Origin of the sequence: Streptomyces sp. NPDC057900, assembly GCF_042887885.1 — a bacterium.
Lineage (GTDB): Bacteria > Actinomycetota > Actinomycetes > Streptomycetales > Streptomycetaceae > Streptomyces.
Genome location: NZ_JBHVOI010000003.1, coordinates 200,646 through 222,268, shown reverse-complemented (window position 1 = coordinate 222,268; position 21,623 = coordinate 200,646). Strand labels below are relative to the sequence as shown.

20 protein-coding genes are annotated in these 21,623 nt (G+C 71.9%); 11 read left to right on the top strand and 9 right to left on the bottom strand.

Features of this window, described 5'->3' with window-relative positions:
• Positions 1-9 precede the first annotated feature (9 nt).
• Genes ACFVQ0_RS15300 through ACFVQ0_RS15290 form a run of 3 tightly spaced genes read right to left on the bottom strand, consistent with a single transcriptional unit; the run spans position 10 to position 2,293 of the window.
• Entirely contained in the window at positions 10-891 is an 882-nt protein-coding gene (locus ACFVQ0_RS15300; protein ID WP_390088150.1) for a class I SAM-dependent methyltransferase, read from the bottom strand.
• Positions 888-1,583, bottom strand: a complete 696-nt coding sequence (locus ACFVQ0_RS15295) for a DUF2064 domain-containing protein (RefSeq protein WP_390088148.1) — start codon at positions 1,581-1,583, stop codon at positions 888-890. Before ACFVQ0_RS15295 ends, ACFVQ0_RS15300 begins: the two co-directional genes overlap by 4 nt.
• The gene (locus ACFVQ0_RS15290; protein WP_390088146.1) at positions 1,580-2,293 is read right to left on the bottom strand and encodes a glycosyltransferase family 2 protein; all 714 of its coding nucleotides are present in this window, start codon (positions 2,291-2,293) and stop codon (positions 1,580-1,582) included. Before ACFVQ0_RS15290 ends, ACFVQ0_RS15295 begins: the two co-directional genes overlap by 4 nt.
• A 114-nt stretch (positions 2,294-2,407) precedes the next feature.
• Between ACFVQ0_RS15290 and ACFVQ0_RS15285 the strand changes: the two genes are divergently transcribed.
• Complete coding sequence (locus tag ACFVQ0_RS15285) at positions 2,408-3,301, top strand: response regulator transcription factor (protein ID WP_390088144.1); 894 nt, start codon at positions 2,408-2,410, stop codon at positions 3,299-3,301.
• On the top strand, positions 3,298-4,404 hold the full coding sequence (locus ACFVQ0_RS15280; RefSeq protein ID WP_371777452.1) for a sensor histidine kinase: 1,107 nt from the start codon (positions 3,298-3,300) through the stop codon (positions 4,402-4,404). Before ACFVQ0_RS15285 ends, ACFVQ0_RS15280 begins: the two co-directional genes overlap by 4 nt.
• Positions 4,405-4,428: 24 nt before the next feature.
• Here the strand turns inward: ACFVQ0_RS15280 and ACFVQ0_RS15275 are convergent, their stop codons facing one another.
• The 5 genes from ACFVQ0_RS15275 to ACFVQ0_RS15255 form a co-directional block, all read right to left on the bottom strand.
• Positions 4,429-5,499, bottom strand: coding sequence for an NAD-dependent epimerase/dehydratase family protein (locus ACFVQ0_RS15275; protein WP_390088142.1), 1,071 nt, complete (start codon positions 5,497-5,499; stop codon positions 4,429-4,431).
• Positions 5,500-5,618: 119 nt separating this feature from the next.
• On the bottom strand, positions 5,619-6,230 hold the full coding sequence (locus ACFVQ0_RS15270) for a hypothetical protein (RefSeq protein WP_390088140.1): 612 nt from the start codon (positions 6,228-6,230) through the stop codon (positions 5,619-5,621).
• Positions 6,227-7,534 (bottom strand): MAB_1171c family putative transporter, encoded by a 1,308-nt coding sequence (locus ACFVQ0_RS15265; RefSeq protein ID WP_390088138.1) that lies wholly within the window; start codon positions 7,532-7,534, stop codon positions 6,227-6,229. Before ACFVQ0_RS15265 ends, ACFVQ0_RS15270 begins: the two co-directional genes overlap by 4 nt.
• Positions 7,535-7,594: 60 nt before the next feature.
• The gene (locus tag ACFVQ0_RS15260; protein ID WP_390088136.1) at positions 7,595-8,155 is read right to left on the bottom strand and encodes a toxin; all 561 of its coding nucleotides are present in this window, start codon (positions 8,153-8,155) and stop codon (positions 7,595-7,597) included.
• A gap of 4 nt (positions 8,156-8,159) precedes the next feature.
• On the bottom strand, positions 8,160-8,606 hold the full coding sequence (locus ACFVQ0_RS15255) for a hypothetical protein (protein ID WP_390088135.1): 447 nt from the start codon (positions 8,604-8,606) through the stop codon (positions 8,160-8,162).
• Positions 8,607-9,274: 668 nt separating this feature from the next.
• Between ACFVQ0_RS15255 and ACFVQ0_RS15250 the strand changes: the two genes are divergently transcribed.
• On the top strand, positions 9,275-9,598 hold the full coding sequence (locus ACFVQ0_RS15250) for a MerR family transcriptional regulator (RefSeq protein ID WP_390088133.1): 324 nt from the start codon (positions 9,275-9,277) through the stop codon (positions 9,596-9,598).
• 66 nt (positions 9,599-9,664) lie between these two features.
• Here ACFVQ0_RS15250 and ACFVQ0_RS15245 read toward each other — a convergent pair whose 3' ends face one another.
• A complete protein-coding gene (locus ACFVQ0_RS15245) occupies positions 9,665-10,684 on the bottom strand; it encodes a LacI family DNA-binding transcriptional regulator (protein WP_390088849.1) in 1,020 nt (339 codons plus the stop codon).
• 411 nt (positions 10,685-11,095) lie between these two features.
• Here ACFVQ0_RS15245 and ACFVQ0_RS15240 point away from each other — a divergent pair, with 411 nt between their 5' ends.
• The 8 genes from ACFVQ0_RS15240 (at position 11,096) to ACFVQ0_RS15205 (ending at position 21,545) form a co-directional block, all read left to right on the top strand.
• Positions 11,096-12,382: an ABC transporter substrate-binding protein gene (locus ACFVQ0_RS15240; protein WP_390088131.1), complete on the top strand. Its 1,287-nt coding sequence runs from the start codon at positions 11,096-11,098 to the stop codon at positions 12,380-12,382.
• An 8-nt stretch (positions 12,383-12,390) separates the two neighbouring features.
• On the top strand, positions 12,391-13,341 hold the full coding sequence (locus ACFVQ0_RS15235; protein ID WP_390088129.1) for a carbohydrate ABC transporter permease: 951 nt from the start codon (positions 12,391-12,393) through the stop codon (positions 13,339-13,341).
• Positions 13,338-14,198, top strand: a complete 861-nt coding sequence (locus ACFVQ0_RS15230; RefSeq protein ID WP_390088128.1) for a carbohydrate ABC transporter permease — start codon at positions 13,338-13,340, stop codon at positions 14,196-14,198. The genes ACFVQ0_RS15235 and ACFVQ0_RS15230 overlap by 4 nt, the downstream gene beginning before the upstream one ends.
• Before the next feature lie 63 nt (positions 14,199-14,261).
• The gene (locus ACFVQ0_RS15225) at positions 14,262-15,515 is read left to right on the top strand and encodes a glycosyl hydrolase (RefSeq protein ID WP_390088126.1); all 1,254 of its coding nucleotides are present in this window, start codon (positions 14,262-14,264) and stop codon (positions 15,513-15,515) included.
• A 61-nt stretch (positions 15,516-15,576) separates the two neighbouring features.
• The gene (locus tag ACFVQ0_RS15220) at positions 15,577-18,606 is read left to right on the top strand and encodes an alpha-mannosidase (protein WP_390088124.1); all 3,030 of its coding nucleotides are present in this window, start codon (positions 15,577-15,579) and stop codon (positions 18,604-18,606) included.
• A 383-nt stretch (positions 18,607-18,989) separates the two neighbouring features.
• Positions 18,990-19,193, top strand: a complete 204-nt coding sequence (locus tag ACFVQ0_RS15215; protein ID WP_015609674.1) for a cold-shock protein — start codon at positions 18,990-18,992, stop codon at positions 19,191-19,193.
• 431 nt (positions 19,194-19,624) lie between these two features.
• Positions 19,625-21,175, top strand: a complete 1,551-nt coding sequence (locus tag ACFVQ0_RS15210; protein WP_390088122.1) for a DEAD/DEAH box helicase — start codon at positions 19,625-19,627, stop codon at positions 21,173-21,175.
• A 58-nt stretch (positions 21,176-21,233) separates the two neighbouring features.
• Positions 21,234-21,545, top strand: a complete 312-nt coding sequence (locus ACFVQ0_RS15205; RefSeq protein ID WP_390088120.1) for an SCO5918 family protein — start codon at positions 21,234-21,236, stop codon at positions 21,543-21,545.
• The last annotated feature ends 78 nt before the right edge of the window (positions 21,546-21,623 follow it).

Genomic DNA, 21,623 nt, shown 5'->3' with positions numbered 1-21,623 from the left:
CACGAGGCGCTACGAACCGGCGACCGGGCTCTCCCCCGATGTGTTCCTGGGGAACTGGCTGCTGATCACGGCCGGGCTCTGCGTGCTGTCGGCGCTGTGGCTGGTCGTCAGGACGTTCCGGCCGCGGCGCAGCGCGACGAAGGTGCGCTCTTCGGCCTCCCACTGATCGGCCGTGTGCCAGCCGAGGAGTCCGGCGTACCGCAGCAGTGCCGGGGTGCCGAGCCGGGCCCACGGGAAGGGCGCGGCGGGCGCCGACAGGTCCCGGCCGGCGCGCCCGTCGTCCAGCTGGACCCTGACCCGCTCGTCGATGTCCTGCGGCGCGGTCTCCGCGATGAGCAGCCCGCCGGGTGCCAAAACGGCCGCCGTCCGGTGCAGGAGCCTGCGCGGGTCGCCGCCGATGCCGATGTTGCCGTCGACGAGCAGGACGGTGCCCCAGCGGCCCTCGCCCGGCAGCGGTTCGAAGACCGAGCGGTGGAGCGCGGAGCCGCCGAGCCGCAGGGTGCGGGCCACCGCCGCCTCGCTCACGTCGATGCCGAGGGCCCGGTGGCCGCGGGCCGCGAGCGCCGCGACCAGCCGGCCGGGCCCGCACCCGATGTCCAGGACGGGGCCCTCGCAGCGGTGCAGCGCGGAGAGGTCCGCGGCGTCCGCGCCCGCGCACCAGCGCTCCACGTCCAGCGGCAGCAGCCAGCCGTCCGTGCGGCGCAGGAAGAGCGGACCGTGGCCGTTGCGCAGGGCGTTGGCGTACGGGTCGGTGCTCCAGGAGGTGGCGTCGGTGCGCGGCGGGCGGACCGCCTCGTGCTGGGGGACCGTTTCGTGGCGGGGGACCGTCTCGTGGAGGGGTGCCGCTTCGTGGCGGGGGGCCGTCTCGCGACGGGGGGCCGTCCGGCTCATCGGGCCACCGCCCCGCGCAGTTCGGCCAGCACGGCGGCGAACCGGCCGTGCGGTGCCCGTCCGGCGACGTCCACGGCGTCGGACGCCGTGTCCACGTCCCGCAGCCCGGGCAGATCGCGAACCGTCAGTCCGGCGTCGACCAGCCGGCGGCGCTGCACCGCGCCGGTCTCCGGTACGGACATCGGCACCCCGCGCAGCAGCTCCGGGTCCGGATCCGCCAGCCCCAGCGCCCAGAAGCCGCCGTCCTCCGCCGGGCCGAACCAGGCGTCGCAGCCGTCCCAGGAACCGGGGGCGAGCGCGGGCGCCAGATCGGCGGCGGTGATCTGCGGGGTGTCCATGCCGATGAGGAGGGTGGGCCCGGTGCTGCCCGCGAACGCGGCGGCGAGCCTGGCGTCGAGACCGCCCGCGCCCTGGCCCACCACCTCGATGCCCGGCGGCAGCCAGGGTCCTGGCGCCCCGTCCAGGACGAGCACCCGGCGCGCCGCGGGCAGCGCGAGGACGGTGTGGAGGGTGTCCGCGAGCGAGGCCTCGGCCAGCCGGGCGGCCTCCCGCGGGGTGAAGGGCGGCGTGAGCCGGGTCTTGACCCGGCCCGGCAGCGGCTCCTTGGCGATGACCAGCAGGGTCACCGCACCGGCGGGCCCGGCGCCGCCCTCTGCTCCCGTCCCCGCGCCGGTACACGCGGCCGGGGTCATCGGGACACCCCCACCGGGACCGGGGCCTCGCCCAGTACGGCGCGCATGTCGCGCACCGCGTGCCAGGTACCCCGCCAGGTGCCGGTGACCTTCGACTTCCCGGTGCGCGAGAGGTACGGGACGTCCGTCTCCGCGACCCGGAGGCCCGCGTCCGCCGCCCGCACCACCATCTGCAACGGGTACCCGCTGCGCCGGTCGGTGAGGCCGAGCGCCAGCAGGTCCGTCCGGCGCGCCGCCCGCATCGGGCCCAGGTCGTGCAGCCGGAGCCCGGTACGTCTGCGCAGCAGCCGGGAGAGCGCCAGGTTTCCCGCACGGGCGTGCAGGGGCCAGGCGCCGAGCCGGTCCGGGCGGCGGCGGCCGAGCAGCAGATCGCTCTCGCCGTCCGCGATCCGGCGGACGAATCCGGGGAGCAGCCCCGGGTCCAGGGACCCGTCGCAGTCGCAGAAGCAGACGTACTCCGCCTCGGCGGCGAGCAGCCCGGCGTGGCAGGCGGAGCCGAAGCCGCGGCGCGGTTCGTGCACCACCGTCGCGCCGAGCGACCGGGCCAGTTCGGCCGAGCCGTCGGTGGAGCCGTTGTCGACGACGATCGCGCGCCAGCCGCGCGGGATCGCACCGAGCACCCCGGGCAGGGCGGCGGCCTCGTCCAGACAGGGCAGCACGATGTCGGCGCGGGGGGCGGAGTTATCGGAGGAGTCGGTCACCCGGCTCACCCTACGGAGAGGAATCCGACAATTCGGGCCACGGATTCTTACGAAACGTGGACATCGACCGTGTGGCGGTGTCCACGCGTCCGGCGCGCGTCGAGCGGGTGCCAGGCTGGAGTCATGCAGCCTGCCCCGTCGGCCCGTCCGGCGCCCGAGGGCCGGGGAGCCGCGAGCGAGCCCCCCGGCCCCGGCCCCGTACCCGTGTCCACCTCCAACTCCGCCCCCGCCCCCGGCCATGTCCTCGTCGTGGACGACGATCCGACCGTCTCCGAGGTCGTCGCCGGGTACCTGGCCGGTGCCGGTTACGAGGTGGCCCGTGCGGCGGACGGACCGGCGGCGCTGGAGTGCTTCGCCCGCCGCCGCCCCGATCTGGTGGTGCTGGACCTGATGCTGCCCGGCATGGACGGCTTCGAGGTCTGCCGGCGGATGCGGGCGCACGGGCGGGTGCCCGTCATCATGCTGACCGCGCGCGGCGACGAGGACGACCGGATCCTCGGCCTGGAGACCGGGGCGGACGACTACGTCACCAAGCCGTTCAGCCCCCGCGAACTCGTCCTGCGCGTCGACTCCGTACTGCGCCGCGCCCATGCGGCCCCGGTACCCGCCGGGCGCTCCGCGCCGCTCCGGGGCGCGGGCCTGGTCCTCGACCCGGCGGCCAGGAGCGCCACCCGGCAGGGCGGGGCGCTGGCGCTCACCCTGCGCGAGTTCGACCTGCTCGCCTTCCTGCTGCGCCACCCCGGCCGGGTCTTCACCCGGGAGGAGCTGATGAGCGAGGTGTGGGGCTGGGACTTCGGTGACCTGTCGACGGTGACGGTCCACGTACGCCGACTGCGCGGCAAGGTCGAGACGGACCCGGCCCGTCCGGAACTGATCCGCACCGTCTGGGGCGTGGGCTACCGGCTGGACCTGCCACAGGGGGACGAACCCGCCGGTCCGGAGAACGGCTCCGCCGGTCCGGGGCACGTGCTCACCGCTCCGGAGGACGAACCCGCCGTTCCGGGGGAGACGTCGTGACCGACATCCTCCTCATCGCGCTGTTCGCGTTCCTGGGCGCCGCCGCGGCCGGGCTGCTCGGCGCGCTCGTCCTGCGGTTCTTCCGGCACCGCTCGCTCGTCGTCTCGCTGACCGTGGTCGCCGCCGTCGCCGTGACCGCGATGCTCGCCGGGACGCTGGCCGTCGCCTGGGCGATGTTCCTGTCGCCGCACGACCTCTCCGTGGTCACCACCGTCGTCGCGATGGCCGCCGTCGTCTCGCTCGCCACCGCGATCCTGCTCGGCCGCTGGGTGGCCGCGCGGAGCCGGGATCTGACCCTCGCCGCCCGGTCCTTCGGGGACGGCGGCACCTTCGCGGCCCCCGCGACCCCGGCCACCGCCGAACTCGCCTCCCTCACCAGGGAACTGGCCGCCACCAGCGCCAAGCTCGACAGTTCACGGGAGCGCGAGCGCGCCCTGGAGACCTCGCGGCGCGAGCTCGTCGCCTGGATCTCGCACGACCTGCGCACCCCGCTGGCCGGGCTGCGGGCCATGTCGGAGGCGCTGGAGGACGGCATGGCCGTCGACTCGCGGCGCTATCTGCGGCAGATACGCACCGAGGTGGAGCGGATGAACGACATGGTCGGCGACCTCTTCGAGCTCTCCCGCATCCACGCCGGTTCGCTCACCCTCAGCCCCACCCGGATCTCGGTGTACGACCTGGTGGGCGACGCGCTCGCCGGTGCGCACCCGCTGGCCCGCGAGCACGGCGTACGGCTGGTCGGCGACCGGATCGAGGCGGTGCCGGTGGAGGTCGACGGCAAGGAGATGAGCCGGGTCCTGGGCAACCTCCTGATCAACGCGATCCGCCGCACCCCCGCCGACGGCACCGTCGCGGTGGCCGCCCAACGCACCGGCGGCGGCGTGGTCCTGTCGGTGACCGACGGCTGCGGCGGCATCCCGGAGGAGGACCTGGCCAGGGTCTTCGACACCGGATGGCGTGGCAGCCACGCCCGTACGCCCCCGGCGGGTGCGGGCCTCGGGCTCGCCATCGTGCGCGGAATCGTCGAGGCGCACGCGGGCCGGGCCGAGGTCCGCAACGTCACCGGCGGCTGCTGCTTCGAGGTCACCCTGCCGGTGGCGTGAGCCCACGCGTGGCGGTGGGCCCGGTCAGCGGGCCGGGCTCGCGGCCATGTCCCGCTGCGGGGCCGCCGCGAACTCCGCCATCCCCTCCGCGAAGCCCACCGTGGGCTTCCAGCCCAGCTCGTCGCGGAGCCGCCGGGAGTCGGCGGTGACATGGCGTACGTCCCCGAGCCGGTACTCACCGGTGATCCGCGGCGCCGGACCGCCGTGGGCGGTGGCCAGGGCCGAGGCCATCTCGCCGATGGTGTGCGGCTCCCCGCTCCCGGTGTTGTACGCGGTGAAGCTGCCCGCACCCAGCCCGGCGACGGACTCCAGGGCCACCGCGTTGGCGGCCGCCACGTCCCGTACGTGGACGAAGTCCCGCCGCTGGGCGCCGTCCTCGAAAACCTGCGGCGCCTCGCCCCGGGCCAGCGACGAGCGGAAGAACGAGGCGACTCCGGCGTACGGGGTGTCGCGCGGCATCCCCGGCCCGTACACGTTGTGGTAGCGCAGCGACACCGCCCGGCCGCCCGTGGCGCGCGCCCAGGAGGCGGCGAGGTGTTCCTGGGCGAGCTTGGTCGTCGCGTACACGTTGCGCGGGTCCACGGGCGCGTCCTCGCCGACGAGACCCGGGGTCAGTTCCGTACCGCAGGAGGGGCAGAGCGGCTCGAACCGGCCCCCGGACAGATCCGCTTCCGCCCTCGGCCCCGGCCTCACCTGCCCGTGGCGCGGGCACTCGTAACGGCCCTCGCCGTAGACCACCATCGATCCGGCGAGCACCAGGTTCCGTACCCCGGCGGCGGCCGCCGCGGCGAGCAGTACGGCGGTGCCGAGGTCGTTGCAGCCGACGTACAGCGGGGCGTCCGCGAAGTCCTTGCCCAGGCCGACCATCGCCGCCTGGTGGCACACGGCGTCGATGCCGCGCAGCGCGCGGTCCACGGCCTCGCGGTCGCGCACGTCCGCCACGATGATCCCGCCGCCGTCCGGCAGATCCGCCGCCGCGCCGTGAGCGGAGGGGAGCAGGGCGTCGAGCACCACCGCCTCGTGCCCGGCCGAAGTGAGGGTCCGGACGATCTCCGACCCGATGAACCCGGCTCCGCCGGTGACCAGTACGCGCATGGCGGCCACGCTAGGGCGCCGCGGCCCGCGGGCGCGGTTTCCCGGTCGGCACGTCACAGGGCCGTAAGAACCGGACCCGTTCGGCGGGACGGCATCCGGTCACCCGGCGGGCGCCCGGCTCAGCCGAAGAGGAACGCGCACGAGGTGGCCGCGCCCAGCGCGGTACCGGCCGTCACCTGGCCGACCGTGTGGTACCCGAGCGCCACCCGCGACCAGCACACGGCGGCCGTCATCAGATACCCGAACAGCCACCACGGCGAGTGCACCACGGCGAGCAGGGCGACGACGGCGGAGGCGACCGAGGCGTCCACCGAGATCTTCCAGACCGTGTTGACGGCCAGCAGGACGACCGTCATCGCCCAGAGCCCGAGCATCGCCGTCAGGATTCCGGAGGGGGCGCCGCCGAGCACCATGACCGCCGAACCGACGCCTATGGAACCGAGGATGACGAAGAAGATCGGGGCCCGCTTGGTGCGGTCGACGACATGGCGGTCGCCCCAGGTGCCGCGCCCGCGCTCCCACTCGATGTAGCCGGCCGGGATGATCCCGGCGCACAGCGCGCCGAGCAGTCCCCACAGCAGTCCCGTCCACTCGCCCGCCGCCGCGAACCCGGTCGCGAGCATCCCGGCGAGCAGGAGATTACGTGGCTGGAAGACATCGGTGACCGTACGCGCGGTGGAAGTCGTACGGACGTCCTCCGGCGAGCTGTCGGTGGTGCCGGTGGTGCTCATGCTGTCTGCTCCTTGGCTGCTGCTGTTCCGGGCGGCTGCGGCGCCCCGGGCGACTCCGCCGCTCCGGAGGACTCCAGGATCCGCCGGGCCTGTTCCGCCGTGACCGTGCGGTACGCGGCGGCGACCCGGACCAGCCAGGCGACCTCGCCGTCCTGGTCGGTCGCGTGCCTGCTGCCGACGGCCGCCGCGTCCCCGGGGGCCACACCGGCGGCGTGGGCCGCGAGGGCCGCCTTGATCCAGTACGCCTCGGCGAGCGGGCCCGTCCGATCCCCGTCACCGGTCCCGTCACCGGTACCGGCGGCGGCTCCCGCCGCGGCGAGGAGGCCGGCGGGGGCGTAGTGGCGCAGCTTCTCCACCGCGTCGGCGATGTCCGCCGCCCAGCGGTCGATCCGCAGGTCCGCCGGGGTGCCGAACCGGGTCAGCTCGCGGACCAGGGACGCCGGGGGGTCGAAGGGCTGCTCTGGGAAGGCCGTCATCAGCTCGTACCAGAGCGCGTGCAGCCGCACCTGGGCGCGCCAGAGCTTCGCGCGGCGGCGGACGTTGCCCAGGGCGGGGATGGAGGCGCCCACCGCGAAGAACGCGAACAGCACCACCTGCGAGGCCTCGGTGATCTCGTCGAAGCGCAGCGCGAAGGCCTCGCTCGGATCGTCGATCACGCTCACCCAGAGGAACAGCGTCCGGCTGACGGTGTAGCCGACCCCGATGAACATCGCGAACGTCATCATGCCGAGGCCGATCCGCAGCAGCCGCAGCCGGGCGCTCGCGGTGGCGAGCGCCCACTGGTAGGCGCAGACGGCGGAGGCGGTGCCGAGGTAGAGGTAGAACACGCTCATGTAGAGCGTCGCGCCCCACTGTCCGGCGTGGTCGGCGACGAACCGGTCGGAGGGGACGGAACGGTCGACGACGGTGAAGAAGAGCACCGTCAGCAGCACCAGCGTGGCGACGGACGCCTTGGTGGCGACCTGCTGGATCAGCCGGGCGAACCGTACGTGCCGGGGGATGTCACCGTCGTCGGCGTACTGGCCGTAGATGGCGACGATGTAGCTGAGGATGGCCAGGATCGCGATGGTGGCGGTGTAGTGCTTGATCAGCACCGAGAGGTCGGTGACGGAGCTGTCGTTGAGCCCGATGCGCACGGCCCGGGTCTTGGTCCACAGGGCGGCGGCGAATCCCGCGTAGCAGCCCCACAGGGCCCGGCGCCGTCTGTCCGCCTCGTCGCCCCGCAGAGCGGCCGGCATGCGCCACAGGGCGACGGCTGTCATCAGGCCGGCTATCAGGTAGCCGGCGAGGTCGAGCGGGGTCACGGCAGTAGTCCTCGGGGTGGGGGGAAACGGTTCGGCTGCGGAACGGACGGCGCTCCGGTGCTACGTGCGGCGGAACAGGCCGCGCCGGCGGTGGGCCACCGGGAGGGAGAGCGAGTTGGCGAGCCGCCCCACCATGTCATCGCTCGTCACGTCCCTGGCTAGTCGGGGGATGAGCGAGGCACCGAATTCGGCCATGCGTTCGTCGTGGGTGTCGTACGCCGCGCGGGCCTGTACGGCGTCCGGGGACCGCAGCGCGTCGGCGCCGACGACCCGGGAGATCAGCGAGGTGTCGAAGACGGGCAGCAGCCGCTGGAGCTGTTCGGCGTCCAGCGAGGTGCCGTGGTCGAACCACTCGTGGCACAGCTCGTGCAGGATGACGTGCTGCGTCTGGTACGCGGTCGGGCGCCGCCGGTAGAGCACGAAGCTGGTCCCACCGGCCTTGAGCCGCAGCCCGCACACGCCGTTGACCCGCGCCAGCCGGTCGGGCATCTCGTGCAGCACGATGCTGCGGCCGCCGGCCGCCTCCATGTTCGCGACCAGCCCCTCGACCGTGAAGGGGGCGGGCAGCGGAAGCCCGGCGAGTCCGGCCTCGCACTCCTTCCGCAGTTCGCGCAGGGACATGGCCCTAGCTCCGGGGTCCGCCGTCGGCCGGGCGCTGCCGGTTCTTCGCGTCCTCCAGCAGGGACAACGCGAACTGCAGCAGCTCCGGGGGCAGTCCGTCCTCGTCCAGGCCCCGGCCGGCCACCCCGCTGATGTCCCCGGTGCGTCGCTTGGCCAGGAACTGGAGTCCGTCCACGACGTCGTCGACGACCTCGGACTCCTCCTTGAAGAACCGCCAGTCCACGCCGAAGCCGAGGCCGAGGGCCTTGAGGATGTCCTCAGAGGGCTGGGTGACCTTGCCGGCCAGGATGTTGGAGAAATAGCTGTGCGAGAGCGATCCGCCGCGCTCCCTGACCAGGTCCGCGAAGACCCGTCCCGAGATCTTCCGGCCGGGGAAGGTCTTCTCGACCATGTACTCGACCTTCTGCCGCAACGTCCGCAGCTCCGGCGCGCGTTCTGCTCCGCTGTCCATCCGGCCCCCCACGTGTCCGGGCCCCGCCCGGGTTCTGTCCGGTGCCGTGCGGTGTCCGATTCGGTCAACGGGCTCGTACTGTAACCAACCCCGGTCCGCCGCCCCCAGTGCGGGGAGCCGTGAGCGCATTCCGAACGGGGACGTAGTGGCACATCCCGTGCCGGGGTACAGGAGCAGGGTTGCGCAAATACTCTACGTCACTGTTAACTCAAAAAAACACGGGCAGGGGACCACGAGGGGAGCCCCTTGCCCGTGAAATTCGGTGATGGCGCGTGCGGTGGGCCGGTGCCTTCTGTGACGGGTCGGCGCCTTCCGTGACGGCCGGGTGCCTTCTGTGACGGGCGGGACACGCAGGGTCTCGCGCACCCGGTCCCGCGGCCTGTGCGCACCCGGTCGCGCACAGGGGTGTAGCCCTTCACGACGGGGGATGCGTGAAGGGCTACACGTGCATTATGGCCCGACGGCAGGCAGGCATCAACTGACTCGCCGGTCAGTGTTCTTGACGTACCCGGCGGCCGCGCCCGGAGGAGGCGGCCCCGGAGCGACCCGCTCAGATAACTTCCCCCGTCCGGCCAGGGAAATCTGTCGTGGCTATGATAGAAGCGATGGCTCGTACAACGAGAGTTTCCCCTCCGGTCAACGAAGTCGGCGACACGCGGCAGGTGCCCATGCCCCCCGAAACCCCTGCGCATCCCGCCGACCGTCTCGATGACGACGACTACCCCGCCTACACCATGGGCCGCGCCGCGGAGATGATCGGCGCCACCCCCGGATTCCTCCGTGCGATCGGTGAGGCCAGGCTGATCACCCCCCTGCGGTCAGAGGGCGGCCACCGCCGCTACTCCCGCTACCAGCTCCGCATCGCCGCCCGCGCCCGCGAGCTCGTCGACGGGGGCACGCCGATCGAGGCCGCCTGCCGCATCGTGATCCTGGAGGACCAGCTCGAAGAGGCGCTCCGGCTCAACGAGGAACTGCGCAGGCCGACGCCGTAGGACCTGTCGGTTCGAGGGCCCTCCTCCCGGCCCCTTCTCTTTCGGTCCTCCCCTCCCCGCCCCTTCTCAGGCGCCGTTCACCGTTGCCGTGCTGCCCCGTTCGATGAGCCGGGGCAGCGGCACCTGGATGGTGTGCGCCGTGCCGCCGTCGAGCAGTGCGGTCAGCTCCCGCGCCGCGAGCCGGCCGAACGCGACCGTGTCCCTGGACAGCGCGGTCAGCCACGGTGCCGTCAGCCGGCACAGCGCGGAGTCCTCCCACGACACCACCGACACATCGGCCGGGACCCGGAAGCCCAGGCCCGTCGTGACCGCCACCCCGGCCGCGGCCATCACGTCGTTGTCGTAGACGATCGCGGTCGGCGGGGTGCCGTGCTCCAGCACCCGGCGGGTCACCGCCGCGCCCTCGGTGTCCGAGTAGTCCGTGGTCACCGAGTGGGCCTCGGTCAGTCCGCGCCGGTCGGCCTCGATGCGCAGGGACCGGATGCGCCGGTCGGTGTGCGCGAGTGAGGGCAGTCCGGCGATGTGCACGATGCGCCGGTGGCCCAGCTCGTGCAGCCGCCCGACCACGGCCGCCATCGCGCCCGCGTCGTCGGCGCGGATCTGCGAGAGGCCCGGGTGGGGGCCGGTGTCGCTGCCGGGGAGGGCGCCGATGACGACGCCGGGCAGGCCCAGTTCGTCCAGCAGGCCGACGCGGGGGTCGTCGGTGCGCGGGTCCACGACGAGCACCCCGTCCACCCGCCGCTCCGCCCACCAGCGCCGGTAGACCGCGCATTCGGCCGCCACGTCCTCCACCACCTGGAAGAGCAGCCCGAGCCGGCGTTCCGCCAGGACCTCCTGGATGCCGGAGATCAGCTGGAGGAAGAAGGAGTCCACGCCCAGGTTGGCCGCCGGACGGGCCACCACGAGGCCCACGGTGGCCGAGCCCTCGCCGGACAGCGCGCGGGCGGCGGTACTCGGGTGCCAGCCCAACTGCTCGGCCACGCGCCGGATCCGGTCCCGGGTGACGGCCGAGACCCCCGGGCGGTCGTTGAGCGCGAAGGACACGGCGCTCTCCGACACCCCGGCCCGCTGGGCGATGTCCTTCATGGTCGGCCGTCGCGCGGGCGTCCGTCTGGCCGGCGAGGTGTCCCCGGCCGGCGGCCGCTTCGGTGTCACCGAGTGCCTCTCTCCTGCGTTCCCTGTGGCTGCCATGGGTCGTCGGGTTCGCTCTCCCCCGGAGGCATCGTAGAGCCTTCCCGGCCATGGGGCGAGAGTGAAGGGGCCGGGGAACTAATGCGCTTGAGCTGTGACCACCTAAAGCGCATTAGTCATTGATCTTCAATGCGCTGCTACACCGCGTTGACCTGCTGGTATGCCGAAAGGTGCGACCTAAATGAAGGGAATGTATTGACTTTCCGTCACGCGCATTGCAGGGTCTGCTGGGCGAACGCATCCGGCCGGTCGGTGACCTCCGGTTCGCCGTCCGCACGCCTGGTCCGAGCAAAGGAGCCGTTCACCGTGCGCATCTCTCGCAGAGCAGTCGCCACTGCCGCCGTCCTCGCCACTGTCCTGCCGCTGAGCGCCTGCGGCGGCGGATCGGGTTCGGGCTCGTCCGACGCCTCCGGCAAGGTCGAGGGGAAGATCACCTTCCAGACCTGGAACCTCCAGGCGAACTTCAAGGACTACTTCAACGGCGTGATCGCGGACTTCGAGAAGAAGTACCCGGGCACGGACGTGAAGTGGGTGGACCGGCCCGGCGAGGGCTACGCGGACAAGATCAGCGCGGACGCGGCCGGCGGCACCCTGCCGGACGTCGTCAACGTCTCGCCCGACCTGGTGGCCCCGCTGGCCAAGGCGGGCATCGCGCTCGACCTCGACAAGGCCGCGGCCAAGTACCGCAAGGAGTACCTGCCGGGCGCCTGGCAGAGCCACCAGATACCGGGCACGGAAGGGACGTTCGCCTTCCCCTGGTACCTCAATACCGGGCCGATGTTCTACAACAAGCGCCTCCTCAAGGACGCCGGACTCGACGCGGGGAAGCCGCCGGCCACCTACGACGAGGTGTTCTCCGACGGGCGGAAGCTGGCCGAGAAGAGCAAGGGCAAGGTCGCCGCACTGGCGAACGTGCCCACCATCGAGGACTTCGGCCGCTACGGCGGACAGCTGATGAACAAGGAAGGCACCGGCTTCGCCTTCAACGACGCCAAGGGCGTCGAACTCCTCACCCGGTACAAGGAGTTGTACGACGTCAAGGGGCTCGACCCGCAGGCGCTGACCGCGACGCCCGAGTCGTCCGGCCACAAGTTCCTCACCGAGTCCGTGGCGATGAACCCCGGCAGCGCGCTGGACCTGGCCAACTTCAAGAAGCAGGCGCCCAGCCTCTACAAGAACATCGGCATCACCGACCAGGTCAGCAACACCGGCAAGGCCAACATGTACGTCATGGGCGTCATGGTGAACGCGCAGACCAAGCAGAAGCCCGCCGCCGTGGCCTTCGCCCACTACGTGACCGACGCGACCCGGCAGATGGAGTTCGCCAAGCAGGTCGCCATCTTCCCCAGCACCGCCGGATCGCTCGACGACCCGTACTTCACCAAGGAGGACGGCACCGACGAGACCCGCGTCCGGGTCGCCGCCGCCAAGTCCCTCAAGACGGCCGTCAATTACACCCCGGTGCTGTTCAGCGAGCAGATGAAGACCGAGCTGCGCAACCAGATCGCCAAGGCGCTCCAGGGAAAGCAGAGCCCCAAGGAAGCCCTTGATAACGCTGTCAAGGCCTGTGACCGGCTGTTGCAGCAGAGCTGAGCCCCCTCGTGACTACCCCCGCCTCCGCTCCCGCCCTCGCCCCCGTCCCCGCACCCGCACCGACGCCCGCCCCCCGGCCGGCCCGCCGGATCAGCCGTCATCTGCCGCTCAGCCCCTGGCTGTTCGCGGCTCCCGGACTGATCGTGGTCGGCGCGTTCAGCCTCTATCCGTTCTTCAGCACGCTGGTCAACGCCTTCACCGACCGGCGGACCCTGGTTCCGGGGAAGTTCGTCGGCCTGGCGAACTTCCGCGAACTGCTGCACGACGAGATGTTCTGGACCGGTCTGCGCAACAGCGCGCTGTACGTACTGGTCGTCGTCCCGGCGCTCGTCATCCTGCCGCTGCTGCTGGCGATGCTCGTCCAGCGGCACATCCCCGGCATCACCTTCTTCCGCTCCGCCTTCTACACCCCGGTCGTCGCGTCCATCGTCGTCGTCGGCCTGATCTGGGTGTGGATGCTGGACGACCGGGGGCTGATCAACTCGCTCCTGGAGGCCGTGGGCATCGGCAAGGTCGGCTTCCTCAGCGACCAGTGGCTGCTGCTGGGCAGCGCGATGGCGGTCACGGTCTGGAAGGGCCTGGGCTACTACATGATCATTTACCTGGCCGCGCTGGCGAACGTCCCGCGCGAGCTGCACGAGGCGGCCTCCGTGGACGGCGCCGGGATCGTGCGCCGCTTCTTCACCGTCACCGTCCCCGCCATCCGCTCCACCATGGTGCTGGTCGCGGCACTGTCCTCGGTCTCCGCCTTCAAGGTGTTCTCCGAGGTCTACCTCATGGCCGGCCCCTCCGGCGGACCGGCCGGCGAGGACACCACCCTGGTGATGCTCGTCCAGCGGGTCGGCACCGGGCTGACCGGGCGGGTCGGCTACGCCTCCGCGATCTCCGTCGTCATCTTCGTCGTCACCGTCGGCCTGATGCTCCTGGTGCTGCGCGCCGACCGCAAGGAGGACGCGTGAGCATCCTGAAGACCACCGACGCCGAGGGGCGCCGCATCGCGCCCTGGCAGCTCGTCCTGCGCTACGTGCTGCTGCTCGCCGTACTGGTGCTGACCGTCGGGCCGTTCCTGTGGCAGCTCTCGACGTCCCTGAAGGGGCCGGGCGAGGACATCTTCAGCTCGCCGCCGAAGTTCTTCCCCAGCCATCCGACCCTGGACAACTACAGCAGGGTCGCCGACACCATCCCGGTGTGGGACTACGCCTTCAACTCGCTGAAGGTCGCCGCCGCCAACGTGGTCACCAACTGCGTGGGCGCGGCCCTGGCGGGCTACGCGCTGGCCCGGCTGCGCTACCGGGGGCGGCGGGCCGCGACGCTGGCGTTCATCCTCGCCATGCTGGTGCCCGTGGAGGGCATCATCATCGCCCAGTTCACCACCATGCGTGATCTCGGGCTGAACAACACCCTGCTCGGGGTGCTGCTGCCGGGTTCCATCGGGGCGATGAACGTCCTGCTGATGCGCAACGCCTTCCTGAACCTCCCGCAGGAGATCGAGGAGGCGGCGTTCGTGGACGGCGCCAACGTCTGGCAGCGCTTCCTGCGGATCGCGCTCCCCTCGGTCAGGGGAACCCTCGCCGTCGTCGCGATCTTCGCCTTCATGGGCTCGTGGGACGACTTCCTGTGGCCGCTGATCGTCCTCAGCGACCCGGAGAACTTCACCCTGACCATCGGGCTGAACTACCTGCACGGCACCTTCGCCAACGACGAACGGCTCGTCGCCGCAGGCACGATCATCGCCGTGCTCCCGCTCATCGTGCTCTTCGCCGGTCTGCAGCGCTTCTTCTTCCGGGGTGTCGGCGAGGGCGCCGTCAAGGGCTGAGCGCTGCCCGCCGACCGACCGAACGCCGCCACCCGCACCACAGAACCAGGATTCCTGTTCCGTATGAGCTCCTCCCCGCTTCGCTTCGGCGCCAACTACACGCCCAGCCAGGGCTGGTTCCACCACTGGCTGGACTTCGACCTCGACGCCGTACGGGCCGACCTGGACTCGATCGCCGGTCTCGGCCTCGACCACATCCGGGTCTTCCCGCTCTGGCCGCTCTTCCAGCCCAACCGCACGCTGATCCGCCCGCGCGCCGTCGAGCAGCTCGTGCAGCTGGCCGACGCCGCCGCGGAACGCGGGCTCGACGTCAGCGTGGACGGGCTCCAGGGCCATCTGTCGAGCTTCGACTTCCTGCCCGCCTGGACCCGGACCTGGCACCGGCGCAACCTCTTCACGGACCCCGACGTCGTCTCCGGTCAGGCCGAGTACCTGCGGACGCTGGCCGCCGCCCTCGCGGACCGGCCGCACTTCATCGGGATGACCCTCGGCAACGAGATCAACCAGTTCTCCGGGGACCCGCACCCCGACCCGGACCGCATCACCCCGGAGCAGGCGGGCAGCTGGCTGACCCGGATGCTGGCGGCCTGCGAGGAGGGGGCGCCCGGCAAGCTCCACCTGCACGCCGAGTACGACGCCGCCTGGTACCAGGACGACCACGCCTTCACCCCCGCGCACGCCGCCCGGACCGGGGCCGTCACCGCCGTCCACTCCTGGGTCTTCAACGGCACCGCCCAGCGCCACGGCCGTACCGGCACCGCCACCGAGCACCACGCCGCCTACCTGATCGAGCTCTCCAAGGCCTGGGCCCTGGACCCGCACCGCCCGGTCTGGCTCCAGGAGGTCGGTGCCCCCGCCCCGCTGATCCCGGCCGAGCACGCCGCCGCGTTCACCGCCGCGACCGTCCAGAACGCGCTGGACTGCGAGGACGTCTGGGGCGTCACCTGGTGGTGCTCCCACGACGTGTCCCGCTCGCTGGCCGATTTCCCCGAACTCGAATACGGGCTCGGCCTGCTGACCAACGACCGGCAGGTCAAACCGGCCGGCCGGGCCATCGCGGAGATCGTCCGGGAGCAGCGCGCCCGTCCCCGCAGGCCCGCGCCCCGCACCACGGCGCTCGTCGTCGACGCCGGCGACGACACCACCGCGCCCCGCCGCTCCACCTGCGCCCCCGGCGGCGAGGTCTTCGAGGCCTTCGCCCGGCTCACCGCGGACGGCGTCCGCCCGACCACCGTCCTCGCGAGCAGGGCCGGGGACGCGGACCACCTCGCCGCGCGCGGTATCACCGAGGTACTCACACCCGACGAGATCCGCTGACCACGCACCCCTGGTAAGCCTGCCGGTAACCCCCGCACCCACTCACAACGGAGCCACCCTCATGCACGACGACCGCACCCTGGTCGAAGCCCGTCTGAAGCGCGTCCTCGACGAGCGCATCCGGCCGGCCGTATACCCGGAATCCGTACCGCTGGACGTCGCCGTCTGGACCGCTCCGGGCGAGCCGGTCCCGGTCGCGGAGGGCCTGGCCGGTGCCACGGAGCCGATCGCGGTCGGCGACCGGTGGGGCGCCCCGTGGGGCACCAGCTGGTTCCGGGTCTCCGGCACGGTCCCCGAGGCGTGGGCGGGCCGGACCGTGGAGGCGCTGCTCGACCTGGGCTTCGACGAGAACATGCCGGGCTTCCAGTGCGAGGGCCTCGTCTACCGCCCCGACGGCACCCCGGTGAAGGGCCTCAACCCGCGCAACCAGTGGGTGCGTGTCGGGGCCCCCGCCGAGGGCGGCGAGGAGGTGCTGCTGCACATCGAGGCGGCGTCCAACCCGGTCATCCTCGACTACCACCCCTTCCTGCCGACCCGGCTGGGCGACAAGGAGACCGCCGGCAGCGAGCCGCAGTACGTGCTGGCCCGGATGGACCTCGCGGTCTTCGACGAGCACGTGTGGAACCTCGTCCAGGACCTGGAGGTGCTGGGCGAGCTGATGCAGGAGCTGCCGGTGGACGGCGCCCGCCGCTGGGACATCCTGCGCGCCGTCGGCCGCTGCCTCGACACGGTCGACCTCCAGGACGTCAACGGCACCGCGGCCGCCGCCCGCGAGGAGCTCGCCGCCGTCCTCGCGACGCCCGCGCAGCCCTCCGCCCACCGCATCAGCGCCGTCGGCCACGCGCACATCGACTCCGCCTGGCTGTGGCCGCTGCGGGAGACGGTGCGCAAGGTCGCCCGTACGACGTCGAACATGACGGCCCTCCTGGAGGACGAGCCGGACTTCGTCTTCGCGATGTCGCAGGCCCAGCAGTTCGCCTGGATCAAGGAACACCGCCCCGAGGTCTACGCCAAGGTCAAGCAGGCCGTGGCGGACGGGCGGTTCGTGCCGTCCGGCGGCATGTGGGTCGAGTCCGACACGAACATGCCGGGCTCCGAGGCGATGGCCCGTCAGTTCGTCCACGGGAAGCGGTTCTTCCTGGACGAGTTCGGGATCGAGAACGACGAGGCGTGGCTGCCCGACACCTTCGGCTTCGCGGCCGGGCTGCCGCAGATCATCAAGGCGGCCGGCTCCAAGTGGCTGCTCACCCAGAAGATCTCCTGGAGCCAGACCAACAAGTTCCCGCACCACACCTTCCAGTGGGAGGGCATCGACGGCACCCGGATCTTCACCCACTTCCCGCCCGTCGACACCTACAACTGCTCGATGAAGGGCAGCGAGATCGCCCACGCGGCGAAGAACTTCAAGGACAAGGGCGTGGCCCAGCACTCCCTGGCGCCGACCGGCTGGGGCGACGGGGGCGGCGGCACCACCCGCGAGATGATCGCCAAGGCGGCCCGGCTGAGCAGCCTCGAAGGCTCCGCGACGGTCACCTGGGAGACCCCCGCCGACTTCTTCACCAAGGCGGAGGCGGAGTACCCCAACGCACCCGTCTGGGTCGGTGAGCTCTACCTGGAGCTGCACCGCGCGACCCTGACCAGCCAGGCGAAGACCAAGCAGGGCAACCGCCGCAGCGAGCACCTGCTGCGCGAGGCCGAGCTGTGGGCCGCCACCGCCGCCGTGCGGACCGGGGCCGCCTACCCGTACGAGCAGCTGGACCGGATCTGGAAGACGGTGCTGCTGCACCAGTTCCACGACATCCTGCCCGGCTCGTCCATCGCCTGGGTGCACCGCGAGGCGGAGAAGACGTACGCCGCCGTCGCCGAGGAGCTGAACGGCGTCGTCGACGCCGCGCAGCGCGCCCTGGCCGGTGACTCCGCCACCGGGGAGACCCTCCTCTTCAACTCCGCCCCGCACGCCCGCGGCGGCGTCCCGGCCGGTGCGGCGGCCCCCGTCACACTCGCCGACAGCGCCACGCTCGCCCCGCGCGAGGGCGGCGGGTTCGTCCTGGACAACGGCCTGCTCCGGGTGGAGATCGACGCGCGCGGGCTGGTCGTCTCGGCGTACGACATCGCCGCCGGGCGCGAGACGGTGGCTCCGGGACAGGCCGCGAACCTGCTCCAGATCCACCCCGACTTCCCGAACATGTGGGACGCGTGGGACGTCGACGCGTTCTACCGCAACACCGTCACCGACCTGACGGACCTCGACGAGCTCACCCCCGTCCAGGACGGGGGCGCCGCCGGCGTACGGATCGTCCGGGGCTTCGGTGACTCGAAGGTCACCCAGCTGCTGACCCTCGCGCCGGGCGTCAAGCGGCTCGACATCGACACCGAGGTCGACTGGCACGAGACGGAGAAGTTCCTCAAGGCGGCGTTCCCGCTGGACATCCACGCCGAGCGGTACGCCTCCGAGACGCAGTTCGGCCACTTCTACCGGGCGACCCACACCAACACCAGCTGGGAGGCCGCCAAGTTCGAGGCGTGCAACCACCGCTTCGTGCACCTGGAGGAGCCGGGCTGGGGCGTGGCCCTGGTCAACGACTCGACGTACGGGCACGACGTGACCCGCACCGTCCGCGACGCCGACGCGGGCACGACCACCACCGTGCGGGTCTCGCTGCTGCGCGCCCCGCGCTTCCCCGACCCGGAGACCGACCAGGGCGTGCACCGCTTCCGGCACGCGCTCGCACCGGGCGCGGCGATCGGTGACGCGGTCCGGGAGGGCTTCCGGATCAACCTGCCGGAGCGCCGGATCGCCGGTGACCGCGAGGTGGCCCCGCTGGTGGCCGTCGACAACGACGCGGTGGTGGTCAGCGCGGTCAAGCTGGCCGACGACGAGAGCGGCGATCTGGTCGTACGGCTCTACGAGTCGACGGGCGGGCGGGCCAGGGTCCGCCTCACCACCGGGTTCGGGGCCGAGGGCCTCGCGGTGACCGATCTGCTGGAGCGGCGGCTGCCCGACGCGGTGGTGCCGGAGCTCCGTGACGGCGCTGTCGAACTGTCGCTGCGCCCGTTCGAGCTGATCACGCTGAGGTTCGCGCGCGGCTGAGTCCCGGCCCGGTGCGGCGGCGGACAGATCCGCCGCCGCACCGGGCGGTGAAGCGCTGACTTGTGAAGCACTGACCCGTACTGACCTGTTCGGCGGCGAATATCTACACCGGCAAGCACAGAATTTTACGCAATGTGCGATGAGGGTTTATGACACGCCGGACGGAGTGTAATTACTTGCCGCGCCCACTCGCATTCATTGTGCTACTGTAGATCTCAGTTGCAGTTGTGGTTCCCAAAGACTCCAAGTGCTCTCCTCAGCTAAATGGGCTGAGTGGGTGCACTTTTGTATTTCCGGTTCATTATCCGGATGGGGTAATCATCGCGGCGACGCGGGACTGGCACAGTGCGAGTCCCCGGGCTCTGCCCCAGAAGGAGATAAACATGGCTACTGGCACCGTCAAGTGGTTCAACGCGGAAAAGGGCTTCGGCTTCATCGAGCAGGATGGTGGCGGCGCTGACGTCTTCGCCCACTACTCGAACATCGCCGCCTCCGGCTTCCGTGAGCTGCAGGAGGGCCAGAAGGTGAACTTCGACGTCACGCAGGGCCAGAAGGGCCCGCAGGCGGAGAACATCACCCCCGCGTGAACCTGATCGCACCGGCGCTCACGCGCTGAGATGCTTTCGCGCAGCTGGGGCCCGCACCTTGGGGTGCGGGCCCCAGCTCGTTGCTTTCCCGGGTCCACCCCCGAGCGATGCCGTGCCGGTGTACGACCGCCACGAGCTGCCGGGCAGGCGCCCGGACCACGATTTTCACCGTGCGGCGGACGATCCGCCATGGCTCCCGGACCGGAACACCGGCCCGCCGGGGCCCCGTGACACGACCTGCGGGACCGCACAGCGGCCCGCTCGTTCCCTGTCATTGCGAAGCACCGGACCCGGTTCGGCCGGGCCCGTATCGGCTCAAGACCGGCTGCCGGGCTTCGTTCACGTATGCCAACGGCCCGTTCTTGCGATTCTTGTGCCGCTCGTCGCCGCAATGAATTCCTCGATACGCGCCATATCGAGGGAGGGTTTCTATGAACCGCGACCGCACATCTCGCTCCAATGACCGTTTTTCCCGCACTTCCGGCGGCTCACGTTCGGGCGGCGGCTTCCGCTCGCAGGCCCCGGGCCGCCAGGGCGGCCAGGGCCGCTTCGGCGCCCCGGCCCAGCGCTCCGGTGGCGGCGGTGGCTACGGCCGCAGGCCCGCCGCCAAGCAGGGCGAGTTCGCCCTGCCGAAGACCATCACCCCGGCGCTGCCCGCCGTGGAGGCCTTCGCCGATCTGGAGATGCCCGCGCAGCTGCTGACGGCGCTCGCCACCGAGGGCGTCACGGTGCCGTTCCCGATCCAGGCGGCCACCCTGCCGAACTCGCTGGCCGGCCGTGACGTGCTGGGCCGGGGCCGTACCGGTTCCGGCAAGACGCTCGCCTTCGGCCTGGCCCTGCTGGCCCGTATCGAAGGGCGCCGCGCCGAGGCCAAGCGCCCGCTGGCCCTGGTGCTCGTCCCCACCCGGGAACTGGCCCAGCAGGTCACCGACGCGCTCACCCCGTACGCCCGCTCGCTCAAGCTGCGGATGGCCACCGTCGTCGGCGGTATGTCGATCGGCCGGCAGTCCGCTGCGCTGCGCGGCGGTTCCGAGGTCGTCGTCGCCACGCCGGGCCGGCTGAAGGACCTGATCGAGCGCGGCGACTGCTCGCTGGACCGGGTCTCCATCACCGTCCTGGACGAGGCCGACCAGATGGCCGACATGGGCTTCATGCCGCAGGTCACCGAGCTGCTCGACCAGGTGCAGGCGGGGGGCCAGCGGATGCTGTTCTCGGCCACCCTGGACCGCAACGTCGACCTGCTGGTCCGCCGCTACCTGCACGACCCGGTCGTCCACTCGGTCGACCCGGCCGCCGGCGCGGTCACCACGATGGAGCACCACGTGCTCTACGTGCACGGCGCCGACAAGTACGCCACCACGACGGAGATCGCCGCCCGCGACGGCCGCGTGATCATGTTCCTGGACACCAAGCACGCGGTGGACAAGCTCACCGACCACCTGCTCAACAGCGGGGTCCGGGCGGCGGCGCTGCACGGCGGCAAGTCGCAGCCGCAGCGCACCCGCACCCTGACCCGGTTCAAGACCGGGCACGTCACGGTGCTGGTCGCCACCAACGTCGCGGCCCGTGGCATCCACGTCGACAACCTCGACCTGGTCGTCAACGTCGACCCGCCGAGCGACCACAAGGACTACCTGCACCGGGGCGGCCGCACCGCCCGCGCCGGGGAGTCCGGCAGTGTCGTCACGCTGGTGCTGCCCAACCAGCGCCGCGAGATGACGCGCCTGATGGCCGACGCCGGGATCACCCCGCAGATCGCCCAGGTCCGCTCCGGTGAGGCCGAGCTCAGCCGGATCACCGGAGCACAGGCGCCTTCCGGAGTGCCCGTCGTCATCACCTCGCCGGTCTCCGAGCGCCCCAAGGGCGGATCCTCCTCCCGGGGCCGGCGCAGCCGCCCGGCCCAGGCCCGGCGCAGCTCGTCGGCGTCCTCCGCGTCGGGTGGCGGTGCGCAGCGCCGGCCCTCCGGCAACCGTGCCGCCTGACCGATTCCCGCGTTCCCGCGTTCCGTCCCCTTCCGCTCCCCGACCCCGTTGAGGCACCATGCGCTGCGTCATCGCCCGCTTCCCCTTCGACCTCTTCAAGCCTGAGGTCGAGGCATTGATGAAGGGCGTCAAGCCCGAACCCGTCACCGGGGAATCGGTGATCATCAGCCGTCGGGTCTATCCGGTCAAGCAGGTGGGAGAGATCATCACCCGCCAGGACCGCCGCGACTTCACGGCCGGTGAGGTGACCAGGGCGCTGGGGCGTCTCGGCTTCACCTGCCGGCCGGTGCCCGCGCCTGCCGCCCCGGTGGAGCTCAGCCCCATGGAGGCCGCCTCGGCCGCGCTGGGGACGCCCGGACAGGACGCCTGAGCCACCCACCACCCGTACCACTGCCTGGGCCCGGCCCCCGAGAGGGAGCCGGGCCCGGGCGCGTATCGCGTGCCGTGG

Bases quoted from the DNA above. Each gene is read 5' to 3' on its own strand.
- ACFVQ0_RS15300 (WP_390088150.1), bottom strand. From the start codon at position 891: ATGAGCCGGACGGCCCCCCGTCGCGAGACGGCCCCCCGCCACGAAGCG.
- ACFVQ0_RS15295 (WP_390088148.1), bottom strand. From the start codon at position 1,583: ATGACCCCGGCCGCGTGTACCGGCGCGGGGACGGGAGCAGAGGGCGGC.
- ACFVQ0_RS15285 (WP_390088144.1), top strand. From the start codon at position 2,408: ATGCAGCCTGCCCCGTCGGCCCGTCCGGCGCCCGAGGGCCGGGGAGCC.
- ACFVQ0_RS15275 (WP_390088142.1), bottom strand. From the start codon at position 5,499: ATGCGCGTACTGGTCACCGGCGGAGCCGGGTTCATCGGGTCGGAGATC.
- ACFVQ0_RS15270 (WP_390088140.1), bottom strand. From the start codon at position 6,230: ATGAGCACCACCGGCACCACCGACAGCTCGCCGGAGGACGTCCGTACG.
- ACFVQ0_RS15260 (WP_390088136.1), bottom strand. From the start codon at position 8,155: ATGTCCCTGCGCGAACTGCGGAAGGAGTGCGAGGCCGGACTCGCCGGG.
- ACFVQ0_RS15255 (WP_390088135.1), bottom strand. From the start codon at position 8,606: ATGGACAGCGGAGCAGAACGCGCGCCGGAGCTGCGGACGTTGCGGCAG.
- ACFVQ0_RS15250 (WP_390088133.1), top strand. From the start codon at position 9,275: ATGCCCCCCGAAACCCCTGCGCATCCCGCCGACCGTCTCGATGACGAC.
- ACFVQ0_RS15245 (WP_390088849.1), bottom strand. From the start codon at position 10,684: ATGAAGGACATCGCCCAGCGGGCCGGGGTGTCGGAGAGCGCCGTGTCC.
- ACFVQ0_RS15225 (WP_390088126.1), top strand. From the start codon at position 14,262: ATGAGCTCCTCCCCGCTTCGCTTCGGCGCCAACTACACGCCCAGCCAG.
- ACFVQ0_RS15220 (WP_390088124.1), top strand. From the start codon at position 15,577: ATGCACGACGACCGCACCCTGGTCGAAGCCCGTCTGAAGCGCGTCCTC.
- ACFVQ0_RS15215 (WP_015609674.1), top strand. From the start codon at position 18,990: ATGGCTACTGGCACCGTCAAGTGGTTCAACGCGGAAAAGGGCTTCGGC.
- ACFVQ0_RS15210 (WP_390088122.1), top strand. From the start codon at position 19,625: ATGAACCGCGACCGCACATCTCGCTCCAATGACCGTTTTTCCCGCACT.
- ACFVQ0_RS15205 (WP_390088120.1), top strand. From the start codon at position 21,234: ATGCGCTGCGTCATCGCCCGCTTCCCCTTCGACCTCTTCAAGCCTGAG.